The organism is Sphingomonas sp. ACRSK (assembly GCF_022346685.1).
In the GTDB taxonomy this organism is placed as follows: Bacteria; Pseudomonadota; Alphaproteobacteria; order Sphingomonadales; family Sphingomonadaceae; genus Sphingomonas; species Sphingomonas molluscorum.
Window position 1 is genome coordinate 100,914 of sequence record NZ_JAKRNR010000004.1, and the last position, 22,230, is coordinate 123,143.

The following is a 22,230-nucleotide window of genomic DNA, read 5'->3' on the forward strand; positions in this document are numbered from 1 at the left end:
CGCCCGGCGTGCTGGAGTTCCCGATGCACCCATTGCCCGTGCGCGCCGGTGGCGCCGCCTGATGCCGACCGCAGATTCCATGCCCTATGGCGTGCTTGCCGCCGCCCTGGCGGACGCAATCGCGAGCCAGGACTTGCTGTTCATCGCCGCCGACGAGCAGCGCGCCGAGCGCATTGCCGCGGCGCTGGCCGCCCTCGCTCCCGACGCGGCGGTGGTGCACCTGCCGTCGAGCGACGCAATCCCGGGCGACAATGCGCCGCCCTCCGCCGCCAATGTGGGCCGGCGCGTGGGGGCGCTGCGCCGGCTGCGGCTGCTGGCGGGGGACGCCAAGCGCCCGCGGCTTGCCTGCATCACCACGGCGGAGGCGACCGTGCCGCTGCTGCCGCCGGTGGAAAGCTTCGATGCGGCGCCGCCGGCGTTGGCGGTCGGCGACGAACTCGATCCGGAGGCCTTCCGTGCCGAGGCGGAGGCGATCGGTTACTTCACCGACGACCGGGTGGATGAGCCGGGCGAGGTCGCAGTGCGGGGCGGTGTGGTCGACATCTTCCCCGCGGACGCCCCGCGCCCGGTGCGGATCGAGGTGGTGGAGGGACGGATCGCCGCGATCCGCGGCTATGATCCCGCGACGCAGCGCTCCGAAGAGGCGCTGGACACCATCGAGATCGGCCGGGCCATGGAACCGGGCATCGGCGAGGGTGCTGCAGGCGTATCCCTCTTCGCGCACTTGCCCCCCGTCGCAATTGCCAGCGACTCCGGTGCCGAGAAGCGTCGGAAACGCTTCCTGGCGCTGGCCGAGGACGGCGCCAAGCGTCGTCGCGCAAACGCTGGCGTCGTGTCCGGCAGCGATTGGAACGCGCAGTTGGCCAAGGCCGATACGCTCGGCCTGCCGGAGGGCGGGGAAGTGCCGCCGCGCTTCGTCGAGCAGCGCCAGCCCTCGCGCGGCTTTGCGCGGTTCGGGCGCGCCGCACTGGAGGAGGGCGCGCTGCTGCTGGTCGGATCGCGCCGCGACCTACGCTTCTTGGGGGCAAGGGTGAGGAAGCTGCTCAAGACCGAGCCTCAGGAGGTCGCCAGCTGGCAGGCTGCGCGGGCGCTTGGGCCTGGTACGGTCGCGACCCTGGTTGCGCCGATCGAGCGCGGGTTCCGCGTCGAAGGACTGGCGGTGGTGGCCGCCTCCGACCTGCTCGGCGGACGCGCGCTGGCAGAGGACAACGCGGTCGCCGCGATCGACCCGCTGTTCGCGGGTGCCGGCGAACTGCGCATCGGTGACGTGGTGGTGCACGAGGACTTCGGCATCGGGACCGTGATGGGGTTGGAGACGCTGCCGGGTGAGCATGGCGGCGACGCGATCATGCTCGGCTATGCGCGCGAAGGCCGCCGGCTGGTGCCGGTCGCCGAGGCCGACCGCATCTGGCGCTACGGCGCGGACGCCGATTCGGTGAGACTCGACTCGCTCGACGGATCGAGCTGGGAGAAGCGGCGCGGCGCGATCGATGCGGCGGTGGCGGAGAGCGCCAAGGGCCTCGCTGCACTCGCCGCCGAGCGCGACGCGCGCACCACCGACCCGATCGAGCCGGACCCGGCTGCGTACGAACGCTTCGCCGCCGGCTTCGCCTTTACCGAGACGCCGGATCAGGCGCGGGCGATCGCGGCCGTGCGCGACGACCTCGCCTCGGGCAAGCCGATGGACCGGCTGGTGATCGGCGACGTCGGCTATGGCAAGACCGAGGTGGCCCTGCGCGCGGCTGCGATGGTCGCGCTCGCCGGCCGCCAGGTGGCGATCGCGGCCCCCACCACGGTGCTGGTTCGCCAGCACCTGGAAACCTTTCAGAAGCGCTTCGAAGGCACCGGCATCGCCGTCGCCGGCCTCTCTCGCCTGTCGAGCGAGGCGGAGAAGAGAGAGGTCAAGACGGGCCTTGGCGACGGATCGATCCGGGTGGTGATCGGCACCGGTGCGGTGGCGGGTGCCGGGGTGGAGTACCAAGACCTTGCGCTGGTGGTGCTCGACGAGGAGCAGCGCTTCGGCGCGGCCGACAAGGCCAAGCTGCGCGATCTGGGCGCGGGACATGTCATGGCGTTGTCGGCGACGCCCATCCCCCGCACGCTGCAGACCGCGCTGGTGGGCCTGCAACAGCTGTCGATCCTGGCGACGCCGCCTGCCCGCCGCCAGCCGATCCGCACCGCCATCGCCAGCTTCGATCCCGTGACGGTGCGCAGCGCCCTGCTGCGCGAAAAGGGCCGCGGCGGGCAGAGCTTCGTGGTGGTGCCGCGGATCGAGGACATGGCGCCGCTGGAGGCGGAGCTGAAGAAGCTGGTGCCGGAGCTGCGGCTGGTCACCGCGCATGGCAAGATGCCTGCGGCCGAGATCGACGAGGCGATGGTCGCCTTTGCCAACGGCGCGGGCGACGTGCTGCTCGCCACCAACATCATCGAGGCCGGGCTCGACGTGCCGCGCGCCAACACCATGATCGTCCACCACGCGGACCGCTTCGGGCTGAGCCAGCTCCACCAGCTGCGCGGTCGGGTGGGGCGTGGCGGCCGTCGCGGGCAGGTGCTGCTGATGACCGAAGCGGGCGCCGAGATCGCCGAGTCCACGCTCAAGCGCCTGCGCACCCTGCAAGCGTTCGACCGGCTGGGTGCGGGCTTTGCGATCTCCGCCCGCGACCTCGACATGCGCGGCGCTGGCGACCTGATGGGCGAGGCCCAAGCCGGGCACATGAAGCTGATCGGCGTGGACCTGTACCAGCATCTGCTGGGCCTCGCGCTGCGATCGGCGCGCGGGGAGGAGGTGACGGTGTGGACCCCGGAGCTGAACCTGGGGATCGAGGGTCGCTTGCCGGAGGACTGGATCCCGGAAGCCGAGGTACGGCTGACGCTCTATGCCCGGCTTGCGCGGCTGGCCGACGAGGCGGCCCTCGACGGCTTCGAGGAGGAACTGGAGGATCGGTTCGGTGAACTGCCGGAGGACGCCCAGCGGCTGATGACGGTGGCGCGTATCCGCCAGCTGGCGCGGGTCGCCGAGGTCGCCCGCGTCGATGCGGGGCCGGGCGGGATCGCGCTCACGCCCCATGGCAAGACGAAGCTGAAGGCCGAGGGGCTGGAGGCGAAGGGGGACCGGTACGTGGTGGCCGAGCGCATCGAGGACGCGGCGGAGCGCGCCGCCCGGGTACAGGCGCTGCTGAGCGAGGTAGCCGACTGCTGACGCCCCGTACCCCGGCGGAGGCCGGGGTCCAAGGTTACGGAACGCAGCGCGTGTGGCCCTGAGCTCCTGCCTTCGCAGGAGCGCGATGGTGGCCGCGTCAGCGCGTGATCGCCAATCCGCTGCCGAGGACCAGGGCGTCCTCGACGAAGCCGCTCTTGTCCTGGCCGTAGCGGCGCAGCGCCCGCATGCGCAGCGACAAGCCAACGTACGAGGCGGCGATCGCGGTCGCCGCTGCCAGTACCGCGGCCGTCTTGCGCTGTTCGGCAGGGGCCAGGGCGGCACCGGCGAAGGCTGCGGTGGCAGTGCGCGCGATCAGGCCCAGCACGACGGTGCGGTCGGGTGCGGTGCGCATCTTGTCGCCCGCCATCTCCGCCGCCGCGAGCGCCACCGCACCAGTCGCGACCAGTGGATGGGCGAGCAGATCGCGCGCCAGCGCATCCTTTGGCAGGCGGTCGCGCCGGGCGGCGCCCGCGACGAGCGCGAGCGGGGTCATGGCGCGCTGGCCCGCGACGAGGCCGATGAGGAGGGAGCGAAGCATGCGGATCTCCTGGAATGGTCTGGAACGCAACGAGCGGAGGGCGCCGGGTATCCCCAGGGATCAGGCGGCGCCTTCGTCCACGTCGGGCGCATCCTCCGCATCGACGCCGTTCTCCAGCGCGGCATCGTCGGCGGCGAGTGCGGCGGCATCCTCGGCATGGATGCCGAACCGCACAGCCACGTCGGGCGCATAGCGCAGCAGGTCGCCGCGCAGCTTGATCAGGGCCAGGTCCTTGGACTTGCCCTCCAGCATCACGTCGAAGGTGAGCCCCTCTGCGGTGCGCATGAAGGTCGCGAATTCGAACGGGTTGGTGAAGTCGGCATGGCCCGTCCACACCGGTGGGCGCAGCACCGTCTTCACCCGCGCGTTCGGCTTCACCGGCGCCTTGGTGACCTCGTCCTTGGCCGCCTTGCCGCGCTTGGCGGGCGTGATCTTCTGCTTCACCTCGCGCATCTCGGTGCGCGGCGAAGAAAAGTGGATCTTGGGGCGGACGCCTTCGGGCCAGCTCGCCATGAAGCGCTCCAGCGTCTCGCGCAGGTCCAACCCTTCCGGGTTGAGGCACCAGAAATGCTGATAGTCGAAGATCAGCCGGACGCCGGTGCGCGCATGGATCCACAGCACGTCGGCGGCCGAGAAGCGGAGGTCGTCGTTCTCCAGCACCAGCCGGCGGCGGACATGCTCCGGGCATTGCTCCCAGCCCTCGATCCAGCGGGCGCGCGCCGCCTCGCGATCGTCATAGACGCCGCCGACATGGGTGATGACCACCGCCTCGTCGTCCAGCCCCATGCGGTCGAGCATTTCCGACTGGCTGGCGAGATCCTGGATGCTCTTGGCGGTCAGTTCCGGGTTCGGGCTGTTGAGCAGGATATATTGCGACGGGTGGAACGACAGCCGCATGTCCAGCGACCGCGCCTTGGCGCCGAAGGCGGCGAGCTCCGCGTCGCTTTCCGCCACCATGGCGTGGAACTGCGGCATGTCCGGATGGGTGGCATAGGGCGCCAGGTCCGACGACAGCCGGTACATGGAAATGCCCCTGGCGGCGCAATAGTCGAGCACGCGGTCGACATGCTCGAGCGAGCATTTGAGGTGCGGACCCGCCTGCCAGCGGCGGGTGTCGTTGCTCTTGAGCTCGGGCTTGCCCATCACCTTGACGGGAAAGCCCAGCCGCATCGGGCGGTCGGATCGGTTCGGCATCGCCCGTCCAACGGGCGGGGACGCCAGAGGGTCCGTTATTCCACCAGGGCGTCGATCGCCTGCGCCATGTCGATGTCGCGGTACGACAGTCCGCCCGCGTCATGCGTGGTCAGGAGAATGTCCACGCGGTTCCAAACGTTCGACCATTCCGGGTGGTGATCGGCCTTCTCCGCCAGCAGCGCCACCTGCGTCATGAAGGCAAAGGCCTGGCTGAAATTGTCGAAGGTGAAGCTGCGCGTGATTGCGTCCCGCGCGTCGTCATGGTCCCAGTCCGGCAGCCCGTCGAGCGCATCGGCGCGCTCCGCCTCGTTCAACAGCTCCATTCGACCCTCCTTGTGCGGCCTCGCCGGCAAGGCCTATGGACGAAGCCATGTCCGAGCAAGCGCCTTTGCAGTTCGCCCCCGACGCCGCCCGCATCGAGGCGCTGGCCCGCGCCGCGCTCGCCCGCATCCCGGAGCCGTTTGCCGAGCACCTGAAGGACGTGGTGCTGCTGGTCGAGGAGTTCGCGGACGACGAGACGCTGGATGTGATGGGCATCGAGGACCCGTTCGCGCTGACCGGCCTCTACCACGGGCTGCCGGTGGGCGAGAAATCCGCCTGGGCCGGCGCTGCGATGCCCGACCGCATCCACCTGTATCGCCGCGCCTTGCTCGACGAGTGGGTCGAGACCGACGTCTCGCTGGAAGCGCTCATCACCCATGTCGTGGTGCATGAGGTGGGGCATCATTTCGGCCTGTCGGACGCCGACATGCACGCGCTGGAGGAAGCCGCGGGCGCGTGAGCACGGCGGCGCTCGTGCTGGACGACGTTGCCTGCATACGTGGCGGGCGGCTGTTGTTCGAGAGATTCAGCCTTGCGCTTGCCGCCGGGGAGGCGGCGCTGGTGACCGGCCCCAACGGCGTCGGCAAGTCCAGCCTGATCCGCATCGCCGCCGGCCTGCTCGCCCCGGCCGCGGGCCGGGTCGACGCGAGCGGCGCGCGGGCGCTGCTGGCGGAGGCCGCCGCACTCGATCCGGAACGCACGCTCAGCGACGCCGTCGGCTTTTGGGCGGCGCTCGATGGCGCGCGCGGGCGGGTGCCGGATGCACTGGAGGCGGTGGGGCTCGGTGCGCTCGCGGAAGTACCCGTGCGGATGCTGTCGACCGGCCAGCGTAGGCGTGCGGCGCTGGCGCGGGTGGTCGCGGGCGGTGCCGCCATCTGGCTGCTGGACGAGCCCGTCAACGGCCTCGACGCCGCCTCGACCACCCTGCTGGAGGGGCTGGTGGCACGGCACCGCGGCGGCGGCGGCATCGTGCTGGTGGCAAGCCATGTGCCGGTGGCGCTGCCCGGTGCCCGCGTGCTGCCGCTGGAGCCGGCGGCATGATCGCGATCGTGCTGCGCGAGCTGCGCCGCGCGTGGAGCGGCGGCGGGCTGATGCTGACGCTCGCCTTCTTCCTGCTGGTGGCGACGCTCTTCCCGTTCGCGATCGGCCCGGACGCGAAGTTGCTCGCGCGGATCGGCGGCGGAGTGGTGTGGGCGACCGCGCTTCTCGCCGCGCTGCTGCCGGTCGAGCGGCTGGTGCTGCCGGATCTCGAATCAGGCGTGATCGACCAGTTCGCGGTGCGCCGCCTGTCCGGTGCGGGCGTGGCGCTCGCCAAGATCCTGGGCCATTGGATCGGCTTCGGCCCCGCAGTGATGCTGGCCGCGGCGCTCAGCGCTGCGCTGCTGGAGATGCCGGCGGACGTGCTGTTGAGGCTGGAACTCGGGCTGCTGCTCGGCACGCCCGGCCTGGCGGCATTGGCCGTCGCAACCGCCGCGCTGGTCGCCGGCCTGCGCGGCGCGGGCGCGGTGGCCGGCATGGTGATGCTGCCCTTCGCGCTCCCCCTGCTGGTGTTCGGCGCCGGCGCGCTGGAGGGCGGCAGTTCCGGCCTCAAGCTGGTGGCGGCCACCAGCCTGCTGCTGCTGGCAGGCGCCCCGTTCGTGGCGGGCGCCGCGCTGCGCTTTGCGCGGGAGTAGACCCACTTCGTTTGTCCCGAGCAAAAATCGAGCTTGTCGAGAGCCCGTGTCGAGAGAGCCACGAGCGCTGACCTCTCGATACGCCATCTCGACAAGCTCGATGGCTACTCGAGGCGAACGGAAAAAGGCTTGGGCGGGACGTTCAGGCTCAACGTGGACCTGTCGGCTACCGCCGCCACCGCGCGAAAATCGCCGTCGGCAGCGTCAGGCCGCGGGCTTCTTCGCGAACGCCGAGCTCGCCGCATTCGACGGTGCCGCCCAGATCGGCGAGCGCCTGGCGCAGCAGTTCGCCGATCGCCAGCGCGGACATGCGCACCGCGTAGACGGTCAGGAACAGGAAGCGGGAGTTTTCGTCCAGCAGCTGGCGGCAGTCGGCGATGAGGCCCGGGAGGTGATCCTCCAGCTTCCACACCTCGCCATTGGGGCCGCGGCCCCATTTGGGCGGATCGAGCAGGATGCCGTCGTAGCGGCGGTTGCGGCGCACCTCACGCGCCACGAACTTGCTGGCGTCCTCCACCAGCCAGCGGACGGGCAGGTCGGTCATGCCCGAGAGCACGGCGTTGCCACGCGCGGCCTCGACCGACTTCTTGGATGCGTCGACGTGCACCATCCGGGCGCCGGCCGAGGCGAGCGCGAGGGTGCCGACCCCGGTGTAGCCGAACAGGTTGAGGCACTCCGGATCCTGCGCGTCGCTCAGCTGCTCGCGCATCCAGCTCCACACTGGCGCCATGTCCGGAAAGAAGCCGAGGTGGCGGAAGGGCGTGTTCTGCGCAGTGAAGCGAACCTCGTTCCAGGCGAGCGGCCAGCCCTCGCGCGGTACCGGCTTGTCGAATTGCCAGCGGCCGCCGCCTTCCTCGTCGGAGCCGGGCACGAACTCGCCGTGCGCATCCCAGTCCGGGGAAGCGGGTGCCCACATCGCCTGGGGTTCCGGACGGATGAAGCGATAGGGGCCGTAGCGCTCGAGCTTTCGGCCATGCCCGGAGTCCACCAGGCCATAGTCGGGCCAGGGCTCACCGATCAGGCTGATGAGCTTCACGCGCGTGCCACCGCACGCTCGGCGATATAGCCGGTCACCGTCTCGAACGTGGCGGGCAGGCGATCGCAGCGCTCCTCGCGTTCGAACAGGTCGCCTACGCGAGCAGGCAGGGCCGGGCGATGGCCGGTCGCCCGCTCGACCGCGTCCGGGAACTTGGCCGGATGGGCGGTGGCGAGCGTGACGACGGGAACGTCGGGCGCAATGTCCAGCTCCCGCGCGGCGGCGAGGCCGATCGCGGTGTGCGGGTCGATCAGCTCGCCCGTGCGCTCGCATGCCCAGCGCATGGCGCCCATCATGCCGTCCGCGTCGATGCGTGCGCTGGTGAAGAGAGCAGCCGCACCGTCCCGATGCGCGCCACTCAGCTGCATCGCGCGGCTGGTTTCGAAACCCTGCATCTGCAGCGCGAGTGCCGCCCCGTCCCGGCCGCCGAGGTCGTGCAGCAGCCGTTCGAAGTTGGAGCTGACCTGGATGTCCATCGACGGTGTGTCGGTAGCGGTGACGGTGCCGGTGGAATAGTCGCCCGCGGACAGCGCGCGATGGAGGATGTCGTTGACGTTGGTCGCGACCACCAGCTTGGCCACCGGCAGCCCCATACGCTGCGCGACATAGCCTGCGAACACGTCCCCGAAATTGCCGGTCGGGACGGAGAAGGCGACCGGCCGCTCGGGTGCGCCCAGGCGGACGGCGGTGTAGAAGTAATAGACCACCTGCGCCATCAGCCGGGCCCAGTTGATCGAGTTCACCGCCGACAGGTGGAAGCGGCCGGCGAAGTCCGGCGCGTTGAACATCGCCTTCACCAGCGCCTGCGCATCGTCGAAGCTGCCGTCGATGGCGACGTTGTGGACGTTGGGGGCGAGCACCGTCGTCATCTGCCGCCGCTGCACGTCCGACACGCGGCCATGCGGGTGAAGCATGAAGATGTCGACGCCGGTGCGGCCGGCAAGCGCGTCGATCGCCGCCGAGCCGGTGTCGCCCGAGGTCGCGCCGATCACCGTCACATGCTCCGACCGGCCGGTCAGGAAGCGTTCGAACAACAGGCCGAGCAGTTGGAGCGCCACGTCCTTGAACGCGAGCGTCGGCCCATGGAACAGCTCCAGCAGCCAATGGCGATGGTCGAGCTGGACGAGCGGGGTGACCGCAGCATGGGCGAAGCGGGTGCCATAGGCGCGCTGGCAGAGGTCGCGCAGTTCGTCTTCGCTCAGGCTGTCGCCGATGAAGGGGAGCATCACGCGCACTGCCGTCTCGGCATAGGAGAGGCCGGCAAGCGCCGTAATCTCGTCGCGCGACAGCGTCGGCCACGCCTCCGGCACATAGAGTCCGCCATCGGCGGCCAGCCCTGCCAGCGTCGCGCCCTCGAAATCGAGGACCGGCGCATTCCCCCTGGTGCTCACATAGCGCATGCGGAGGCGTTAGCCCCCCGGCCGGGAGGGCACAAGCGCGTCAGCCCTTCAGCCGCCACCGAAGTGCCAGTGCATAGATGGCAGCCGCGATGGCTGCGAAGGCGAACCACTGCACGGCATAGGCAAAATGGTTGTTGGGGACATCGGCGGGATCGGGCTGGTGGCTGGGTGCAAGGCCGGGTGCGGGCGCCTCGGCGACGATCATCCACACCTTCGCCGCTCGCGCGCCGAAGGCCGCGGCAATGGCGGGCGTGCCGGTCGGGGCTTGTGTCAGCAGGCCCGTGACCCGGCCCCCTTCCCAGTTGGGGCGCAGCTTGGGATCGTTCCCGACGCCCATGTCGGCGCGGAACGCCGCCGTGCGCGGACCGGTCTTGCAGTGGGCGATGTGGCGCCAGCCCGGGGTGCCGTCTTCGGTGCGACCCGCGCTGACGCTCCAGCCTGTCACCGCCAAGCACCGGGCGGTCACGCGGCGGAACAGCAGATCGTCGGTGGGGGCGCGGGGAAGGGGGAGGACGTCCTTTCCGGCGTTGGCGGTGAAGCGGGCGATCATCGCTTCCTTCTGGTCCCGCCGGTGGAGCTGCCAGAAGCCGAGGGCGAGCATCGCGGCCACCGCCAGCAGCACCGCTGCGGTGGCGACGGCGGGAAGGCGCCTCATGCCTCGTCGCTCGTCAGCCGCGCCTCGCGCGCGGCGTTGCGATATTCCAGCGCGAGCAGCAGCGCCTTGGTAAAGCGCAGCGACACCGCCACGCCGCCCAGGGTGAGCGGCAGCCACAGCACCACGTGCAGCCAGGTCGGCGGCGAGAAGAGCAGCTCGACCACCACGGCGAGCACCGTCACCAGCGTTCCAATGCCCATCGTCAGGAACACCGTGGGGCCATCACCCACGTTGAACTGGAGGAAGTCGAGGCCGCAGTTGGTGCAGCTGGGGGCAAAGGCGATGAAGCCGGAAAACAGCGTCTTCGCCCCGCAGCGCGGGCAGAGCCCGCCGGTCGCGGCCGCCAGGGGTTCCGGCGGCGTGCCGGCGGGGCCCGTCACGTCAGCCCGCGTGGACCGGCGCGCCCCATCCGCCCCAGACATAGACGGTGACGAACAGGAACAGCCAGACCACGTCGACGAAGTGCCAGTACCAGGCCGCCGCCTCGAAGCCGAAATGCTGCCGCGGCGTGAAGTCGCCTTGGTACACTCGCACCAGGTTCACGATCAGGAAGATCGTGCCGACGATGACGTGAAAGCCGTGGAAGCCCGTCGCCATGTAGAAGGCGGAGGTGTAGTTGATCGTCCCGAACGGGAAGGGAGCATGCGCATATTCATACGCCTGGATGCACGAGAACAGCAGCCCGAGCACGATCGTCAGCCACAGGCCCTTCTTGACGCCATCGTCCTCGCCGACACCGAGCAGGCCCCACAGGCCGACCCGGCGGCCACCGCGCTGCCCATGGATCAGCGCGTGATGGGCCCAGGTGATCGTCGTGCCCGAGAGCAGCAGCAGGAAGGTGTTGAGCAGCGGAAGCTGGAACGCGTCGAGGACCTCGATGCCGGCCGGCGGCCATTGCGCGGCGAGCTGCGACGCGGAGTCGATCAGCGAGACCCCGTCCTCATGGTTGAACTGCACGGCGGCCGGGAACAGCGCGAAATCGAACCAGGCCCAGAACCAGCCCAGGAAGAACATCACCTCGGAGGCGATGAAGAGCACCATGCCGTAGCGCAGGTGAAGCTGCACGACGGGGGTATGGTCGCCGGCGCGCGCTTCGCGGATCACGTCGGCCCACCACAGGCCCATGCAGGCCAGAACCGCGATCAGCCCGGCACCGAACACCAGGCCGCCATAGGCCGCATCGCGCATGTACATGATGCCGCCCACGGCCAGCACCAGCGCGGCGAAGCTGCTCAGCATCGGCCACGGGCTCGGCGGCAGGATGTGATAATCGTGGTTCTTGGTTCCGGCCATCGTCGTCCCCATCCTCTCTTGTCCGCAAAGGTCTAGCTTGGCGTTCGGGGGGAATCCACCGGGTAAAACGTATAGGACAGGGTGATCACACGCACGTCGCGGGTGTCGGGATCGCTCGCGAGCTTGGGATCGACGTAGAAGATCACGGGCATCCGCACCTCCTCGCCCGGCTGGAGCGTCTGCTCGGTGAAGCAGAAGCACTGGATCTTGGTGAAATACTTGCCGGCCTGGGCGGGGGTCACGTTGAAGGTGGCCGTGCCGGTGATCGGGCGGTCGGTCAGGTTCTTGGCGGTGAAGAACGCCATGTCGCGCGCGCCGATGTCGATCGTCTCGGCCGGCCGCTCGGGTCGAAAGCGCCACTTGAGGTTGGGCGCCACGTTGCTGTCGAAGCGAACGGTGACCTTGTCGCCGATGCCGCCGGGCGCCAGCTCGCCGCGCTGCGTGGTGCCGTTCAGCCCCGTCACCTGGCAGAAGACGCGGTAGAGGGGCACGCTCGCCCAGCCGAGACCCGTCATCGACACGGCGGCAAGGCCGGCGAGCAGCGCGGTGCGGCCGTTGCGGGTCACATCATCCCTGCCTGGATCTTGACGATGCTGATCGCGAACACGAGCACCACCAGCGCGCCGAGCAGCCACGCCATCACCTTCGCACGTGATCGCTGACGGGCGCGAACCAGGGCCTCCTCCTCCGGCGTCACGGCAGCAGCCACCGGTCGACGACCAGCGCGCCGAACACCACGAAGAGGTAGAGGATCGAATAGCCGAACAGGCGCTTTTCCGGCTGCATCGTGTCGCCCTCGGGCGCTGTCGTGCGCCGAGCCACGCCCAGCGCGAACCAGCCGAACACGGCCGTCATCGCAACCGAAACCGCGCCATAGATCGGGCCGGCGAGGCCAAGCGGCCAGGGGGCGATCGCGGCCAGCGCCATGGGGATGGTGTAGAGGCCGATCTGGGTACGGGTGGTGCGTTCGCCCGCCACCACCGGCAGCATCGGCACGCCGGCCGCCGCATAGTCCATGCGGACGAACAGCGCGAGCGCCCAGAAGTGCGGGGGCGTCCACAGGAACACCAGCGCGAACAGCAGCAGCGGCAGCAGCGCGATCTCGCCAGTCGCCGCCGCCCAGCCGATCAGCGGCGGGAAGGCACCGGCCGCGCCGCCGATGACGATGTTCTGCGGCGTGCGGCGCTTCAGCCAGACGGTGTAGATCAGCACATAGAAGAGGATCGAGACGGTCAGGATCGCGGCCGCGGCCAGGTTGATCGCCAGCCCCATCAGCGCGACCGAGAACACCGCGAGCCCGACACCGAAATGCAGAGCCGACTGCCGGTCCATACGCCCGGCGGGGAGCGGACGGCCGCGGGTGCGCTTCATGTGTGCATCCAGATCCGCCTCGTACCACTGGTTGAGCGCACCTGCCGCCCCGGCGCCGAGCGCGATGCACAGGATCGCGGTGAAGCCGAGCACGGGATGGATGCCGACGGGGGCGGCGAGCATGCCGCACAGGCCGGTGAAGACCACCAGGGTCATCACGCGCGGCTTGGTGAGGGCGAGGAAGTCCCGCCAATCGGCGGGCATCGTCAGGGAAACTGCGGTCGTCATGGGCTGCGTCCGTGTATAGTCCGGCGGACGCCGCGGCGAAAGGGTTGCCGCTACCCGCCGCTGCGATACAGGAGACCCCATGCGAACACTTCTGGCCTGCGCGACCCTTGCCGCCTCCATGGCTTCCACGCCGGCGATCGCTCGGACGACGCAGGACGAGCAGGTCTGGATCAACGTCACCGTGACCGGATCTGCCAAGGACGACCTTCTCTACTTTGTCGAGGCGCAGCCCCGGCTGATGGAAGGGCTCTCCGAGTTGCGGCAGGCCCTCCTGCGGGGGGCGATCGGCTGGCGATTGAGCGACCAGGTCAGCGTCTACCAGGGCTATGCCTATGTTGTGCAGCCGGTGGAGGGGCCCGCGCCCGACCGTGACGAGCACCGCAGCCTCCAGCAGCTGTCGTGGACGCTGGTGCCGGGCGCGACCGAGCTGTCCTCGCGCACGCGACTCGAGCAGCGCTGGGTGGACGGTTTCAGCGACACCGGGCTGCGCGTGCGCCAGATGGCCCGCCTGGAGACGCCGATCGCGGGCGGGACGAAGCCGCTCAAGGCGCTGCTCTCCGCGGAAGCCATGTTCGCGCTCAACGACACCGACTGGGGCGCCCGCGGCGGCTTCGACCAGCTGCGCAGCTTCGTGGGCGTCGAGGTGCCGCTGAAGGGCAAGTCGACCATCGAGGCGGGATATCTCAACCAGTTGGTGAACCGCACCGGGGGCGAGACCGCGGTCAACCACGTGGCCTCGGTTAGCCTGTTCGTCCGCCCCTGATCTCCGGCGGCAGCGGATAAAGAAAACGCCCCGGGGAGGATGCTCCCCGGGGCGTTTTTGCTTGCGGAGGTGCTGGAGGGTCAGTCGACCTTCGGCAGCGTCTCGAACTGGTGGTAGGGCGGCGGAGACGACAGCGTCCACTCCAGCGTGGTCGCGCCTTCCCCCCAGGGATTGTCGCCGGCGCGGCGGCCGCTTGCCAGCGACACGACCAGGTTGATCAGGAAGATCACAATGCCGACTGCCATGATCACATAGCCAATCGAGGCGATGTGGTTCCAGTACGCGAAAGCGTCCGGATAGTCCGGGATGCGGCGCGGCATGCCGTTGGCACCCAGGAAGTGCATCGGGAAGAACAGTACGTTCACGCCGACGAAGAACACCCAGAAGTGCAGCTTGCCGAGCAGCTCGTTGTACATCTTCCCCGACATCTTGGGGAACCAGTAGTAGAAGCCGGCGAATAGGGCGAACACTGCGCCCAGCGACAGCACATAGTGGAAGTGCGCGACGACATAGTAGGTGTCGTGCATGTAATCGTCGACGCCGCCGTTGGCGAGGATGACGCCGGTCACGCCACCGACCGTGAACATGAAGATGAAGCCCAGCGCCCACAGCATCGGGGTCGGGAAGCGCAGCGAGCCGCCCCACATGGTCGCGATCCACGAGAAGATCTTGATGCCGGTCGGCACCGCGATGATCATCGTCGCGGCGGTGAAGTACATCTTGGTGTTTACGCTGAGACCGGTCGTGAACATGTGGTGCGCCCACACGATGAAGCCGACGGCGCCGATCGCGACCATGGCATAGGCCATGCCGAGGTAGCCGAACACCGGCTTGCGGCTGAAGGTCGCGACCACATGGCTGATCATGCCGAAGCCCGGCAGGATCATGATGTAGACCTCCGGATGGCCGAAGAACCAGAACAGGTGCTGGTAGAGCACCGGATCGCCGCCGCCGGCCGGGTCGAAGAAGGTGGTGCCGAAATTGCGGTCGGTCAGCAGCATGGTGATCGCCGCGGCCAGCACCGGCAGCGACAAGAGCAGCAGGAAGGCCGTGACCAGCACCGACCAGGCGAACAGCGGCATCTTGTGCAGCGTCATGCCCGGGGCGCGCATGTTGAAGATGGTGGTGATGAAGTTGATCGCGCCCAGGATCGAGCTGGCGCCCGACAGGTGCAGCGACAGGATCGCCATGTCGACCGAGGCCGAGGGCTCGCCATAGGTCGACAGCGGCGCATAGACCGTCCAGCCGGTACCCGCGCCGCCGAAGAAGGGCGAGGCGAGCAGCAGGATGCCCGAGGGCACCAGCAGCCAGAAGGACACGTTGTTCATGCGCGGGAACGCCATGTCCGGTGCCCCGATCATGATCGGCACGAACCAGTTGCCGAACCCGCCGATCATCGCCGGCATCACCATGAAGAACACCATGATCAGCCCGTGGGCGGTGATCATCACGTTCCAGAGGTGGAGCGACTCGTCCAGGCTCTGTTCCGAGCCCGCGAGCCAGGTCGCCCAGCTGCCAAGATGCTGGATGCCGGGCTCCGCCAGCTCCCAGCGCATCAAGCCGGAGATGGCGCCGCCGACCACGCCCATGAAGATCGCGAAGATCAGGTAGAGGGTGCCGATGTCCTTGTGGTTCGTGGACAGGAACCAGCGCGCGAAGAAACCAGGGCGATGGTCCGCATGATGATCATGCGAATCATGCGAGTGCGCCTCGAACGCAGAGGGCTGCAGGGCGGTGTCGGTCATGGCTTACTGATCCACGTTGCCGGCGCCGGCCGGGTTGCCGGTTGCGCCCTGGGTGACGGGAGTGGCGGTTTCGGTCGCGTTGACGGTCGGACCGTCGCCGCCCGTGGGCGGGGTCGCGGTGTCGTCGACATGATCGGCCGAAGGCTGCGCCGGCGCGGCGGTGGAGGGTTGGGCAGCGCCCGGCATGGTGCCGCCCTTGGCGCGGATCCAGGCGGCGAACTCGGCCGGGGACACCGCGTCGATGGCGATCGGCATATAGGCGTGGCGCGCGCCGCACAGTTCGGAGCACTGGCCGAAATAGACGCCCGGCTCCTTGATGGTGAAGCTGGTCTCGTTCAACCGGCCGGGGATCGCATCGAGCTTCACCCAAAAGGACGGAATCGCCCAGCTGTGGATCACGTCGTTGGCGGTGGTGATCAGCCGGATCGGCATGCCGACCGGCAGCACGATGCGGTTGTCGGTGGCGAGCAGGCGCGGGCCGTCGGCATCGGTACGGTAGCGCTGGCCGGGCGCGACCTGGTCGCGCTCCTTGAGCATGTTGGCGGTCACCGACACGCCGCCGTTGTCCGGATATTCGTAGGTCCAGAACCACTGGTTGCCGATCGCCTTCAGCGTCACGGCGTTGTCGGGCGCAGGCTTGAACTGGTGGGCGAGCAGCCGGATCGAGGGAACGGCGAACACGGCCAGGATCAGCACCGGCACCGCGGTCCACAGGATCTCGATGGTGGTGTTGTGCGAGGTGCGCGACGGTTTGGGGTGGGCGGCCGCGCGATAGCGGATCACCACCCACACGAGCAGCGCGAGCACCAGCAGGACGATGAGCGTGACGACCGGCATCAGCAGGTTGTTGTGGAAGCGGGCCGCCTCCTCGCCGTTGGGCGTCACCTGGTTCTGGATGCCGAGCACGCGCGGGCTCGGCTGGCCCTTGTTCTCGGTCGGGCGAAGCTTCGGGCTGCCGTCGGCGTTGAGCGTGGGATCGGCGACGGCTCCGGCCGGCTGGGCCGCACCGGCAGTGGCCGGAGGCGTGACGCTGCCGTCGGGCTGGGCTTCTGCGGATCCGGGAGGCGGCGCTCCCACCTGCGGTGCCGCTGCCTGCGTGCCCGTGCTCGCCGGCACCGCGGGCGTCGTCGCATGGCCGCCCGCTGCCAGCGCCAGACTGGCACCCAGCAAGGCCAGCTTCAGTCCGGAAAGCCCCATTCCAGCCATTCGCATCCCCATCCACCCGTTTTTGTCGCGCGGGCTTGCGCATCCGGAACCCCGAAAAAAGGCCCAGCTGAGGGGTATAGGCAGCGTTTTGCCGTGCCTCAAGCGCGTACCGGCTCTTTTTGCCGCGCCGATTGCCGCGCCGCACGGCTGCGCCTAGAGAGAGCCTCGACCATGACAGACGACGACATCCTGGCGGAATTCCGCGCGGCCGAGGCCCTGCTGGAAGGGCATTTCATTCTTTCTTCCGGGCGCCACAGCGCACGCTATCTCCAGTGCGCGCGCGTGCTGATGGATCCCAGGCGCGGTGCACGACTGGCGGACGAACTCGTCGCGCGCTTGCCGAGCGACGTGCGCAGCGCGATCGACGCGGTGGTTTCGCCCGCCATGGGCGGCGTCATCGCGGGGCACGAGATGGGGCGTTCGCTGGGCCGCCCCGCGATGTTCCTGGAGCGGCCGACCGGCACGTTCGAACTGCGCCGCGGTTTCCGCCTCGATCCGGGTACGCGCGTGCTGATGATGGAGGACGTCGTCACCACCGGCCTCTCGTCACGCGAAGCGATCGCGGCGATTCGCGCGGCGGGCGGCCAGGTTGTCGCGGCTGCGGCACTCGTGGACCGCTCCAACGGCCAGGCGGATCTGGGCGTGCCCTTCTACCCGCTCATCCGGCTGGAGGTCCCCAGCTACGAGGCGGACGCGCTGCCGCCGGAACTGGCGGCGATCCCCGCGATTAAGCCGGGGAGCAGGGCTGCGACGTGAGAGGGCCGATCCGCCTGGGCGTCAACATCGACCATGTCGCGACCGTCCGGAACGCGCGCGGCAGCGGCTATCCCGATCCCGTGCGCGCGGCGCTGCTGGCGGCAGAAGCCGGTGCCCAGGGCATCACCGCGCACCTGCGGGAGGATCGCCGCCACATCACCGATGCCGACATCGCGCGCCTCTCTGCCGAGCTGCCGGTGCCGCTGAACCTGGAGATGGCGGCGACGGAGGAGATGCTCGGCATTGCGCTACGCCATCGTCCCCATGCCGCCTGCATCGTGCCCGAGAAGCGCGAGGAGCGCACCACCGAGGGTGGGCTGGATGCGGCGGGCCAGTTCGACGCCCTGGCGCCCATGGTGGCGGCGCTGCGGGATGCGGGCATTCGCGTGTCGCTGTTCATCGAGCCCGAGGCGGCGCAGATCGACGCCGCGGTGCGGCTGGGTGCCCCGGTGGTCGAGCTCCACACCGGCCGCTATGCGGAGCTGGACGAGGCGGCCCGCGAAGCCGAACTCAAGCGGCTTGCCGACGCCGCGGCGCTGGCCGCCAAGAACGGCATCGAGGTGCACGCCGGCCACGGCCTGACCTTCGACAATGTCGTGCCGATCGCCGCCATCCCGCAGGTCCGCGAGCTCAACATCGGACACTTCCTGATCGGCGAGGCGATCTTCGACGGGCTCGCGCCCGTGGTCGCGCGGATGCGCGCGCTGATGGACGCGGCGCGGTGATCGTCGGGCTCGGCTCCGACCTCTGCAACATCGAGCGCATCCAGACTTCGCTCGACCGGTTCGGCGAGCGGTTCATCCAGCGCGTCTTCACCGAGGTGGAGCAGGCCAAGGCCGCACGCCGGCCGTTCACCCGCGCCGGGACCTTCGCCAAGCGCTTCGCCGCCAAGGAGGCCTTTTCGAAGGCGGTCGGCACCGGCTTCAACCGCGGCGTGTTCATGCGCGACATCGGCGTGGTCAACGCGCCTTCGGGCGCGCCGACGCTGGCGCTTTCGGGCGGAGCCAAGGCGGCGCTCGATGCGTTGATCCCGCCGGGGCTCGTCCCCAAGATTCACCTGACGCTCACCGACGACCATCCCTGGGCGCAGGCGTTCGTTATCATCGAGGCGCTGCCCGGCGCCCAGCAGGAAGTCCGATGACCGGAGAGGACCTGGCGCTGCCGTCCGAAACCCACCAGCCGTCCAAAACGACGCGTCGACCCACAGACTGGGGGGCGGAGATCCGCAACCTGCTGGTGCTGGTCCTCGCCGTGCTCGGCTTTCACAGCCTGGTGGCCAAGCCCTTCTACATCCCGTCGGAATCGATGATGCCGGGGCTGCTGGTCGGCGATCGCCTGGTGGTGACCAAATACCCCTATGGCTATTCGTTCGTCACCCCCGCCTTCCACCTGCTGCCCTTTTTCCACGGCCGGCTGTTCGGCAGCCTGCCGGAACGTGGCGACGTCGTGATCGTGACGCCGCCGGGCACCAAGACGGACTATATCAAGCGCGTGATCGGCCTGCCGGGGGACCGGGTGCAGGTGTCGGGCGGCATGCTCTACCTCAACGGCAAGCCGGTCGAGCGGCATGCGGCCGGCGACCGGATGATCCCGGTCGACGCCAACACCCACTGCCCCGCCGGTCAGTATCCCGATGCGCAGGTGCGCAATGCAGCGGGCCAAGCATTCTGCCGCCTGCCGATCTATCGCGAGACGCTGCCCAACGGGCGATCCTATGACACGATCGATGCGGTACAGGGCTCGATCGGCGACAATTTCGGGCCGATCACGGTGCCTGCCGACCACGTCTTCCTGATGGGGGACAATCGCGACAACAGCGCCGACAGCCGCTTCTCGCTGGTGGACCAGGGGCTGGGCGGTCCTGTGCCTTGGGAAAACATCGGCGGTCGCGCCGAGTTCATCACCTTCTCGCTCGACGGAACGACGAGCCTGAATCCGCTGACCTGGTGGTCCTCGCTGCGCAGTGGCCGTGCGGGAACCTCGTTGCATCCGGAACGCGCCCAATGAGCAAGCACGACGGGGTGGAGGTCGAGCGCGCGCCCGGCCCGAACGAGCTGCGCGATCCGCTGGTGCGGGCGGAGCTGCGCCGTGCCTCGGTCTGGTTCGGCCTGGCGATCGCCGCCGGCCTGGTTGTGCTGCTGATCCAGCCGCTGCTCATCATCTTCGGCGGGCTGGTGTTCGCCGCGATGCTGGACGGCGGCGTGCGGCTGCTCGGGCGCGTGCTGCCGATCGGGCGCGGGCTGCGGCTGATGATCGTCGTGCTGCTGGCCCTCGCCTTCATCCTCGGCACCTTCTACCTCACCGGAGTCCAGATCGCCGCCCAGGCCGAGCAGTTGCGCTCTACCCTGGAAGTGCAGGGCAACCGCCTGATCGCCTGGGCGAACGGCATGGGCCTGATGCCCGGGCGATCCGATCTGAGCGGGATCGTCCAGCAGGCGATGGGATCGGTGGGCCGGCTCACCTCCGCGGTCGGCACGGTGTTCGGCGCGTTCACCAGCCTGTTCATGATCATGGTCATCGGGCTGTTCGTCGCGATGGAGCCGCGCATCTACGACCGCGGCCTTCAGTGGATGGTGCCCGTCGGCAATCGCGCCGAGTTCGCCGTCACCATCAACCGCATGGCGACGACCATGCGCCGGCTGCTCGCAGGGCGGCTGGCCGGAATGCTGTTCGAAGGCGTGCTCACCTGGCTGCTGCTGTGGATCGCGGGCGTGCCCATGGCGCTGCTGCTGGGCATCATCACGGGCTTGCTCGCCTTCATCCCCAACATCGGCGCGTTCATCAGCGGCGTGCTGATGGTGGCGGTGGGCTTCAGCGCCGGCGTCGACACCGGGCTGTGGGCGATCGTCATCTATTTCGTGGTGCAGACCTTTGACGGCTATGTGCTGCTGCCGATCGTGGCCCGCCGCACGGTGGACCTGCCGCCGGCGCTGACGCTGTCCTCGCAGATCCTGGCATCGACGCTGTTCGGCATCCTGGGCCTGGCGCTCGCCGATCCGATGGTGGCGATGATCAAGGTCGCGCTGGAGCGGGAGTCGGAGCGTGCCGCCAAGGCAGGCATCCGGATGAACGAAGAAGACGAAGCGCAAGCACAGGCTTGAGGCGGAAGAGGGGAGGCGATGAATACGCCTCCCCATCCGGTCAGATGCGGGTCGGGTAGATCGGCTGGATGTCGACCGGGATCGCGGCCATGGTGCCGACGACCTTCTGCGCATCGGCATCGAGTTGCTGCCAGCGCGACAGCATCGCCTTGGCGCCGGCATAGTCGCCATTGCCCTGCACCACGATCATGTCGCGGAGCAGGTCGCGCAGCCCCGCTTCCATCTTGGCGTCGTCGATGCGGAAGCGGCCGGCATTCGCATCCCAGGCGAACGCGCCCTTGTCGCGCAGGTAGCCGTACTGCATCGCCGCCCCACGGCCATGCGCCTCGGCCGTGCCGAAGCGCATCGCGCGGAACACACCCGCCAGATAGGTCGAGAACAGCTGCGGCTTCTCCGCGATCGGCAGCTCGCCCTTGTTCATCATGAACAGGATGTTCCACACGCCCATCACGTCGGCCTTGGCCTCTTCCAGCGCCGAGGCCTGTTCCTTCAGCTCCGCGTTCACGCTGGTCTTGCGGCCGTTCAGCGTGATGTTGCCCGGCCCCAGGCTGTGCGACAGTTCGTGGAACAGGGTCTCGAGCTGCATGTACTTCTTGGCGACCAGCCCGGCCTGATCCGGCACCAGCACCAGCGGCGCCATAGGGGCCAGGATGCGGTCGTACTTGGCGCCCAGCACGTTGGAGAGGATCACCTTCTTCGCGCCCTTGGCCTCGCGCACCCGCTCGTCGTTCGGCAGGTTGAAGGCGATGGTGCGGCCGCCATGCTCGTTGTCCCCGCCGCCGCGCACCTGCTCGGCGACTGCGATCGGGGACTCGAACCCGCGGGTGAAGTTCTTGTAGCGCGCGTCGACCGGCAGGTTCGCTTCCATGTCGCGCAGGTAATGCTTGTACTTGTCGAGCGCGGCGGACTCCTCAGGGTCCTTGATCGTCACGAAGCTCTCGAACGCGGCCTTCGCGCCATAGAGCCGGTCGGTGTAGACCTCGTACGGCCCGATCGCGACCTCGATCGGCGTGTCCTTCAGGTCCATCCACGCAAGCTCCGACTCGAAATAGTCGTCGGTACGGAACGCCTTGGCCCGCAGGGTGAGGAAGCGCTTGAGGCTGAGGTTCGTGGTGACGGCCGCCGCCTGCTCGAGCAGCTTGGCCGCCGGCTCCAGCCATTCGCGATACTCCACCGAATAGGGCACCGCCTTCAGCTTGGTGCCGTCGCGCCGCACGACCGTGTAGAGGCTGGTGAGCGCTGCCTTCTCCGCCGGGTGCCGGGCGACATAGGCGTCGAACTCCTCGCGGGTCAGGTCCTCGGGGTAGAAGCCTGCACCCTCCGGCATCGGCTGGTCCCCCCAGAAGGGGCGCAGCTCGGCGAAGTCGTCCCACGGGCCCAGGTTGGCATCGAACCAGTCGAGGATCAGTGGCTGATCCGCTCGGCGCATGCGGGAAATCACGAGCCGCGTCTCCGGATTGTGGACCGAGCGCTGGCGCAGGTAGATCGGCGTCATGAGGTCGGATGCCTGGATCAGCAGGTTCACCACCTGGCGCTCCTCCGCCGAGAGAAAGCCGGTGTCGGGCGCAATGTCGACCCGCGCGATCTTGGCCCGCTGCGCCTCCACCGAATAGCCGTCGTCCTCGGTCGTGGACGGGATGGGTTTCAACGCGGTCGTGGACTGCGGGGAAACGCTCTGCGCCTGCGTGCAGGCGGTGGTGGCAAGGAGGGCAACGAGAAGCGGAAGACGCATAACAAACAACCTTGGTCGT

The 22,230-nt window shown here is 69.0% G+C and carries 24 protein-coding genes; 10 read left to right on the top strand and 14 right to left on the bottom strand.

Annotation, left to right across the window (positions count from 1 at the left end; translation table 11 throughout):
- Nucleotides 1–61 precede the first annotated feature (61 nt).
- Nucleotides 62–3,199: a TRCF domain-containing protein gene (locus MHZ35_RS03485; protein WP_239434400.1), complete on the top strand. Its 3,138-nt coding sequence runs from the start codon at nt 62–64 to the stop codon at nt 3,197–3,199.
- Nucleotides 3,200–3,296: 97 nt separating this feature from the next.
- Here the strand turns inward: MHZ35_RS03485 and MHZ35_RS03490 are convergent, their stop codons facing one another.
- The 3 genes from MHZ35_RS03490 to MHZ35_RS03500 are packed head-to-tail and all read right to left on the bottom strand — an operon-like array spanning nt 3,297 to nt 5,254.
- Complete coding sequence (locus tag MHZ35_RS03490; RefSeq protein ID WP_239434401.1) at nt 3,297–3,737, bottom strand: DUF4126 domain-containing protein; 441 nt, start codon at nt 3,735–3,737, stop codon at nt 3,297–3,299.
- 60 nt (nt 3,738–3,797) lie between these two features.
- On the bottom strand, nt 3,798–4,931 hold the full coding sequence (gene uvsE / locus MHZ35_RS03495; protein WP_239434402.1) for a UV DNA damage repair endonuclease UvsE: 1,134 nt from the start codon (nt 4,929–4,931) through the stop codon (nt 3,798–3,800).
- A gap of 35 nt (nt 4,932–4,966) precedes the next feature.
- Nucleotides 4,967–5,254, bottom strand: a complete 288-nt coding sequence (locus tag MHZ35_RS03500; protein WP_239434403.1) for a 4a-hydroxytetrahydrobiopterin dehydratase — start codon at nt 5,252–5,254, stop codon at nt 4,967–4,969.
- Nucleotides 5,255–5,301: 47 nt separating this feature from the next.
- Here MHZ35_RS03500 and MHZ35_RS03505 point away from each other — a divergent pair, with 47 nt between their 5' ends.
- The 3 genes from MHZ35_RS03505 to MHZ35_RS03515 are packed head-to-tail and all read left to right on the top strand — an operon-like array spanning nt 5,302 to nt 6,925.
- A complete protein-coding gene (locus MHZ35_RS03505; protein ID WP_239434404.1) occupies nt 5,302–5,712 on the top strand; it encodes a metallopeptidase family protein in 411 nt (136 codons plus the stop codon).
- Nucleotides 5,709–6,293 (top strand): heme ABC exporter ATP-binding protein CcmA, encoded by a 585-nt coding sequence (ccmA, locus tag MHZ35_RS03510; protein WP_239434405.1) that lies wholly within the window; start codon nt 5,709–5,711, stop codon nt 6,291–6,293. The genes MHZ35_RS03505 and ccmA overlap by 4 nt, the downstream gene beginning before the upstream one ends.
- Nucleotides 6,290–6,925, top strand: coding sequence for a heme exporter protein CcmB (locus tag MHZ35_RS03515; RefSeq protein ID WP_239434406.1), 636 nt, complete (start codon nt 6,290–6,292; stop codon nt 6,923–6,925). The genes ccmA and MHZ35_RS03515 overlap by 4 nt, the downstream gene beginning before the upstream one ends.
- A gap of 166 nt (nt 6,926–7,091) precedes the next feature.
- On the opposite strand, the gene MHZ35_RS03520 is transcribed toward MHZ35_RS03515, so the two are convergent.
- Genes MHZ35_RS03520 through MHZ35_RS03550 form a run of 8 tightly spaced genes read right to left on the bottom strand, consistent with a single transcriptional unit; the run spans nt 7,092 to nt 12,908 of the window.
- Nucleotides 7,092–7,961 (bottom strand): class I SAM-dependent methyltransferase, encoded by an 870-nt coding sequence (locus MHZ35_RS03520; RefSeq protein ID WP_132883337.1) that lies wholly within the window; start codon nt 7,959–7,961, stop codon nt 7,092–7,094.
- The gene (gene thrC / locus MHZ35_RS03525) at nt 7,958–9,361 is read right to left on the bottom strand and encodes a threonine synthase (protein ID WP_239434407.1); all 1,404 of its coding nucleotides are present in this window, start codon (nt 9,359–9,361) and stop codon (nt 7,958–7,960) included. The genes MHZ35_RS03520 and thrC overlap by 4 nt, the downstream gene beginning before the upstream one ends.
- A gap of 40 nt (nt 9,362–9,401) precedes the next feature.
- A complete protein-coding gene (locus MHZ35_RS03530) occupies nt 9,402–10,016 on the bottom strand; it encodes an SURF1 family protein (protein WP_239434408.1) in 615 nt (204 codons plus the stop codon).
- Nucleotides 10,013–10,438: a DUF983 domain-containing protein gene (locus tag MHZ35_RS03535; RefSeq protein WP_446741009.1), complete on the bottom strand. Its 426-nt coding sequence runs from the start codon at nt 10,436–10,438 to the stop codon at nt 10,013–10,015. The genes MHZ35_RS03530 and MHZ35_RS03535 overlap by 4 nt, the downstream gene beginning before the upstream one ends.
- Entirely contained in the window at nt 10,398–11,309 is a 912-nt protein-coding gene (locus tag MHZ35_RS03540; protein WP_125959330.1) for a cytochrome c oxidase subunit 3, read from the bottom strand. Before MHZ35_RS03540 ends, MHZ35_RS03535 begins: the two co-directional genes overlap by 41 nt.
- 32 nt (nt 11,310–11,341) lie before the next feature.
- A complete protein-coding gene (locus tag MHZ35_RS03545) occupies nt 11,342–11,824 on the bottom strand; it encodes a cytochrome c oxidase assembly protein (RefSeq protein WP_239434460.1) in 483 nt (160 codons plus the stop codon).
- Nucleotides 11,825–11,871: 47 nt separating this feature from the next.
- Nucleotides 11,872–12,006 (bottom strand): hypothetical protein, encoded by a 135-nt coding sequence (locus tag MHZ35_RS17985; RefSeq protein WP_274615640.1) that lies wholly within the window; start codon nt 12,004–12,006, stop codon nt 11,872–11,874.
- Nucleotides 12,003–12,908: a heme o synthase gene (locus MHZ35_RS03550; protein ID WP_132883331.1), complete on the bottom strand. Its 906-nt coding sequence runs from the start codon at nt 12,906–12,908 to the stop codon at nt 12,003–12,005. The genes MHZ35_RS17985 and MHZ35_RS03550 overlap by 4 nt, the downstream gene beginning before the upstream one ends.
- Before the next feature lie 79 nt (nt 12,909–12,987).
- Here MHZ35_RS03550 and MHZ35_RS03555 point away from each other — a divergent pair, with 79 nt between their 5' ends.
- Entirely contained in the window at nt 12,988–13,671 is a 684-nt protein-coding gene (locus MHZ35_RS03555; RefSeq protein ID WP_239434410.1) for a DUF2490 domain-containing protein, read from the top strand.
- An 80-nt stretch (nt 13,672–13,751) separates the two neighbouring features.
- Here the strand turns inward: MHZ35_RS03555 and ctaD are convergent, their stop codons facing one another.
- Both ctaD and coxB read right to left on the bottom strand, forming a co-directional pair.
- The gene (gene ctaD / locus MHZ35_RS03560; RefSeq protein ID WP_239434411.1) at nt 13,752–15,416 is read right to left on the bottom strand and encodes a cytochrome c oxidase subunit I; all 1,665 of its coding nucleotides are present in this window, start codon (nt 15,414–15,416) and stop codon (nt 13,752–13,754) included.
- A gap of 3 nt (nt 15,417–15,419) precedes the next feature.
- Nucleotides 15,420–16,628, bottom strand: a complete 1,209-nt coding sequence (gene coxB / locus MHZ35_RS03565; RefSeq protein WP_239434412.1) for a cytochrome c oxidase subunit II — start codon at nt 16,626–16,628, stop codon at nt 15,420–15,422.
- A gap of 165 nt (nt 16,629–16,793) precedes the next feature.
- On the opposite strand from coxB, the gene pyrE reads away from it, so the two are divergent.
- From pyrE to MHZ35_RS03590, 5 genes are read left to right on the top strand one after another with little or no spacing between them, the layout of a single operon-like run.
- Nucleotides 16,794–17,378 (top strand): orotate phosphoribosyltransferase, encoded by a 585-nt coding sequence (gene pyrE / locus MHZ35_RS03570; RefSeq protein WP_239434413.1) that lies wholly within the window; start codon nt 16,794–16,796, stop codon nt 17,376–17,378.
- Entirely contained in the window at nt 17,375–18,103 is a 729-nt protein-coding gene (locus tag MHZ35_RS03575; RefSeq protein WP_239434414.1) for a pyridoxine 5'-phosphate synthase, read from the top strand. Before pyrE ends, MHZ35_RS03575 begins: the two co-directional genes overlap by 4 nt.
- Nucleotides 18,100–18,519: a holo-ACP synthase gene (acpS, locus tag MHZ35_RS03580; protein ID WP_239434415.1), complete on the top strand. Its 420-nt coding sequence runs from the start codon at nt 18,100–18,102 to the stop codon at nt 18,517–18,519. Before MHZ35_RS03575 ends, acpS begins: the two co-directional genes overlap by 4 nt.
- Nucleotides 18,516–19,385, top strand: coding sequence for a signal peptidase I (gene lepB / locus MHZ35_RS03585; protein WP_239434416.1), 870 nt, complete (start codon nt 18,516–18,518; stop codon nt 19,383–19,385). Before acpS ends, lepB begins: the two co-directional genes overlap by 4 nt.
- Complete coding sequence (locus MHZ35_RS03590; RefSeq protein WP_239434417.1) at nt 19,382–20,479, top strand: AI-2E family transporter; 1,098 nt, start codon at nt 19,382–19,384, stop codon at nt 20,477–20,479. Before lepB ends, MHZ35_RS03590 begins: the two co-directional genes overlap by 4 nt.
- A 40-nt stretch (nt 20,480–20,519) precedes the next feature.
- On the opposite strand, the gene MHZ35_RS03595 is transcribed toward MHZ35_RS03590, so the two are convergent.
- Complete coding sequence (locus MHZ35_RS03595) at nt 20,520–22,211, bottom strand: dipeptidyl-peptidase 3 family protein (protein ID WP_239434418.1); 1,692 nt, start codon at nt 22,209–22,211, stop codon at nt 20,520–20,522.
- Between the last annotated feature and the right edge of the window lie 19 nt (nt 22,212–22,230).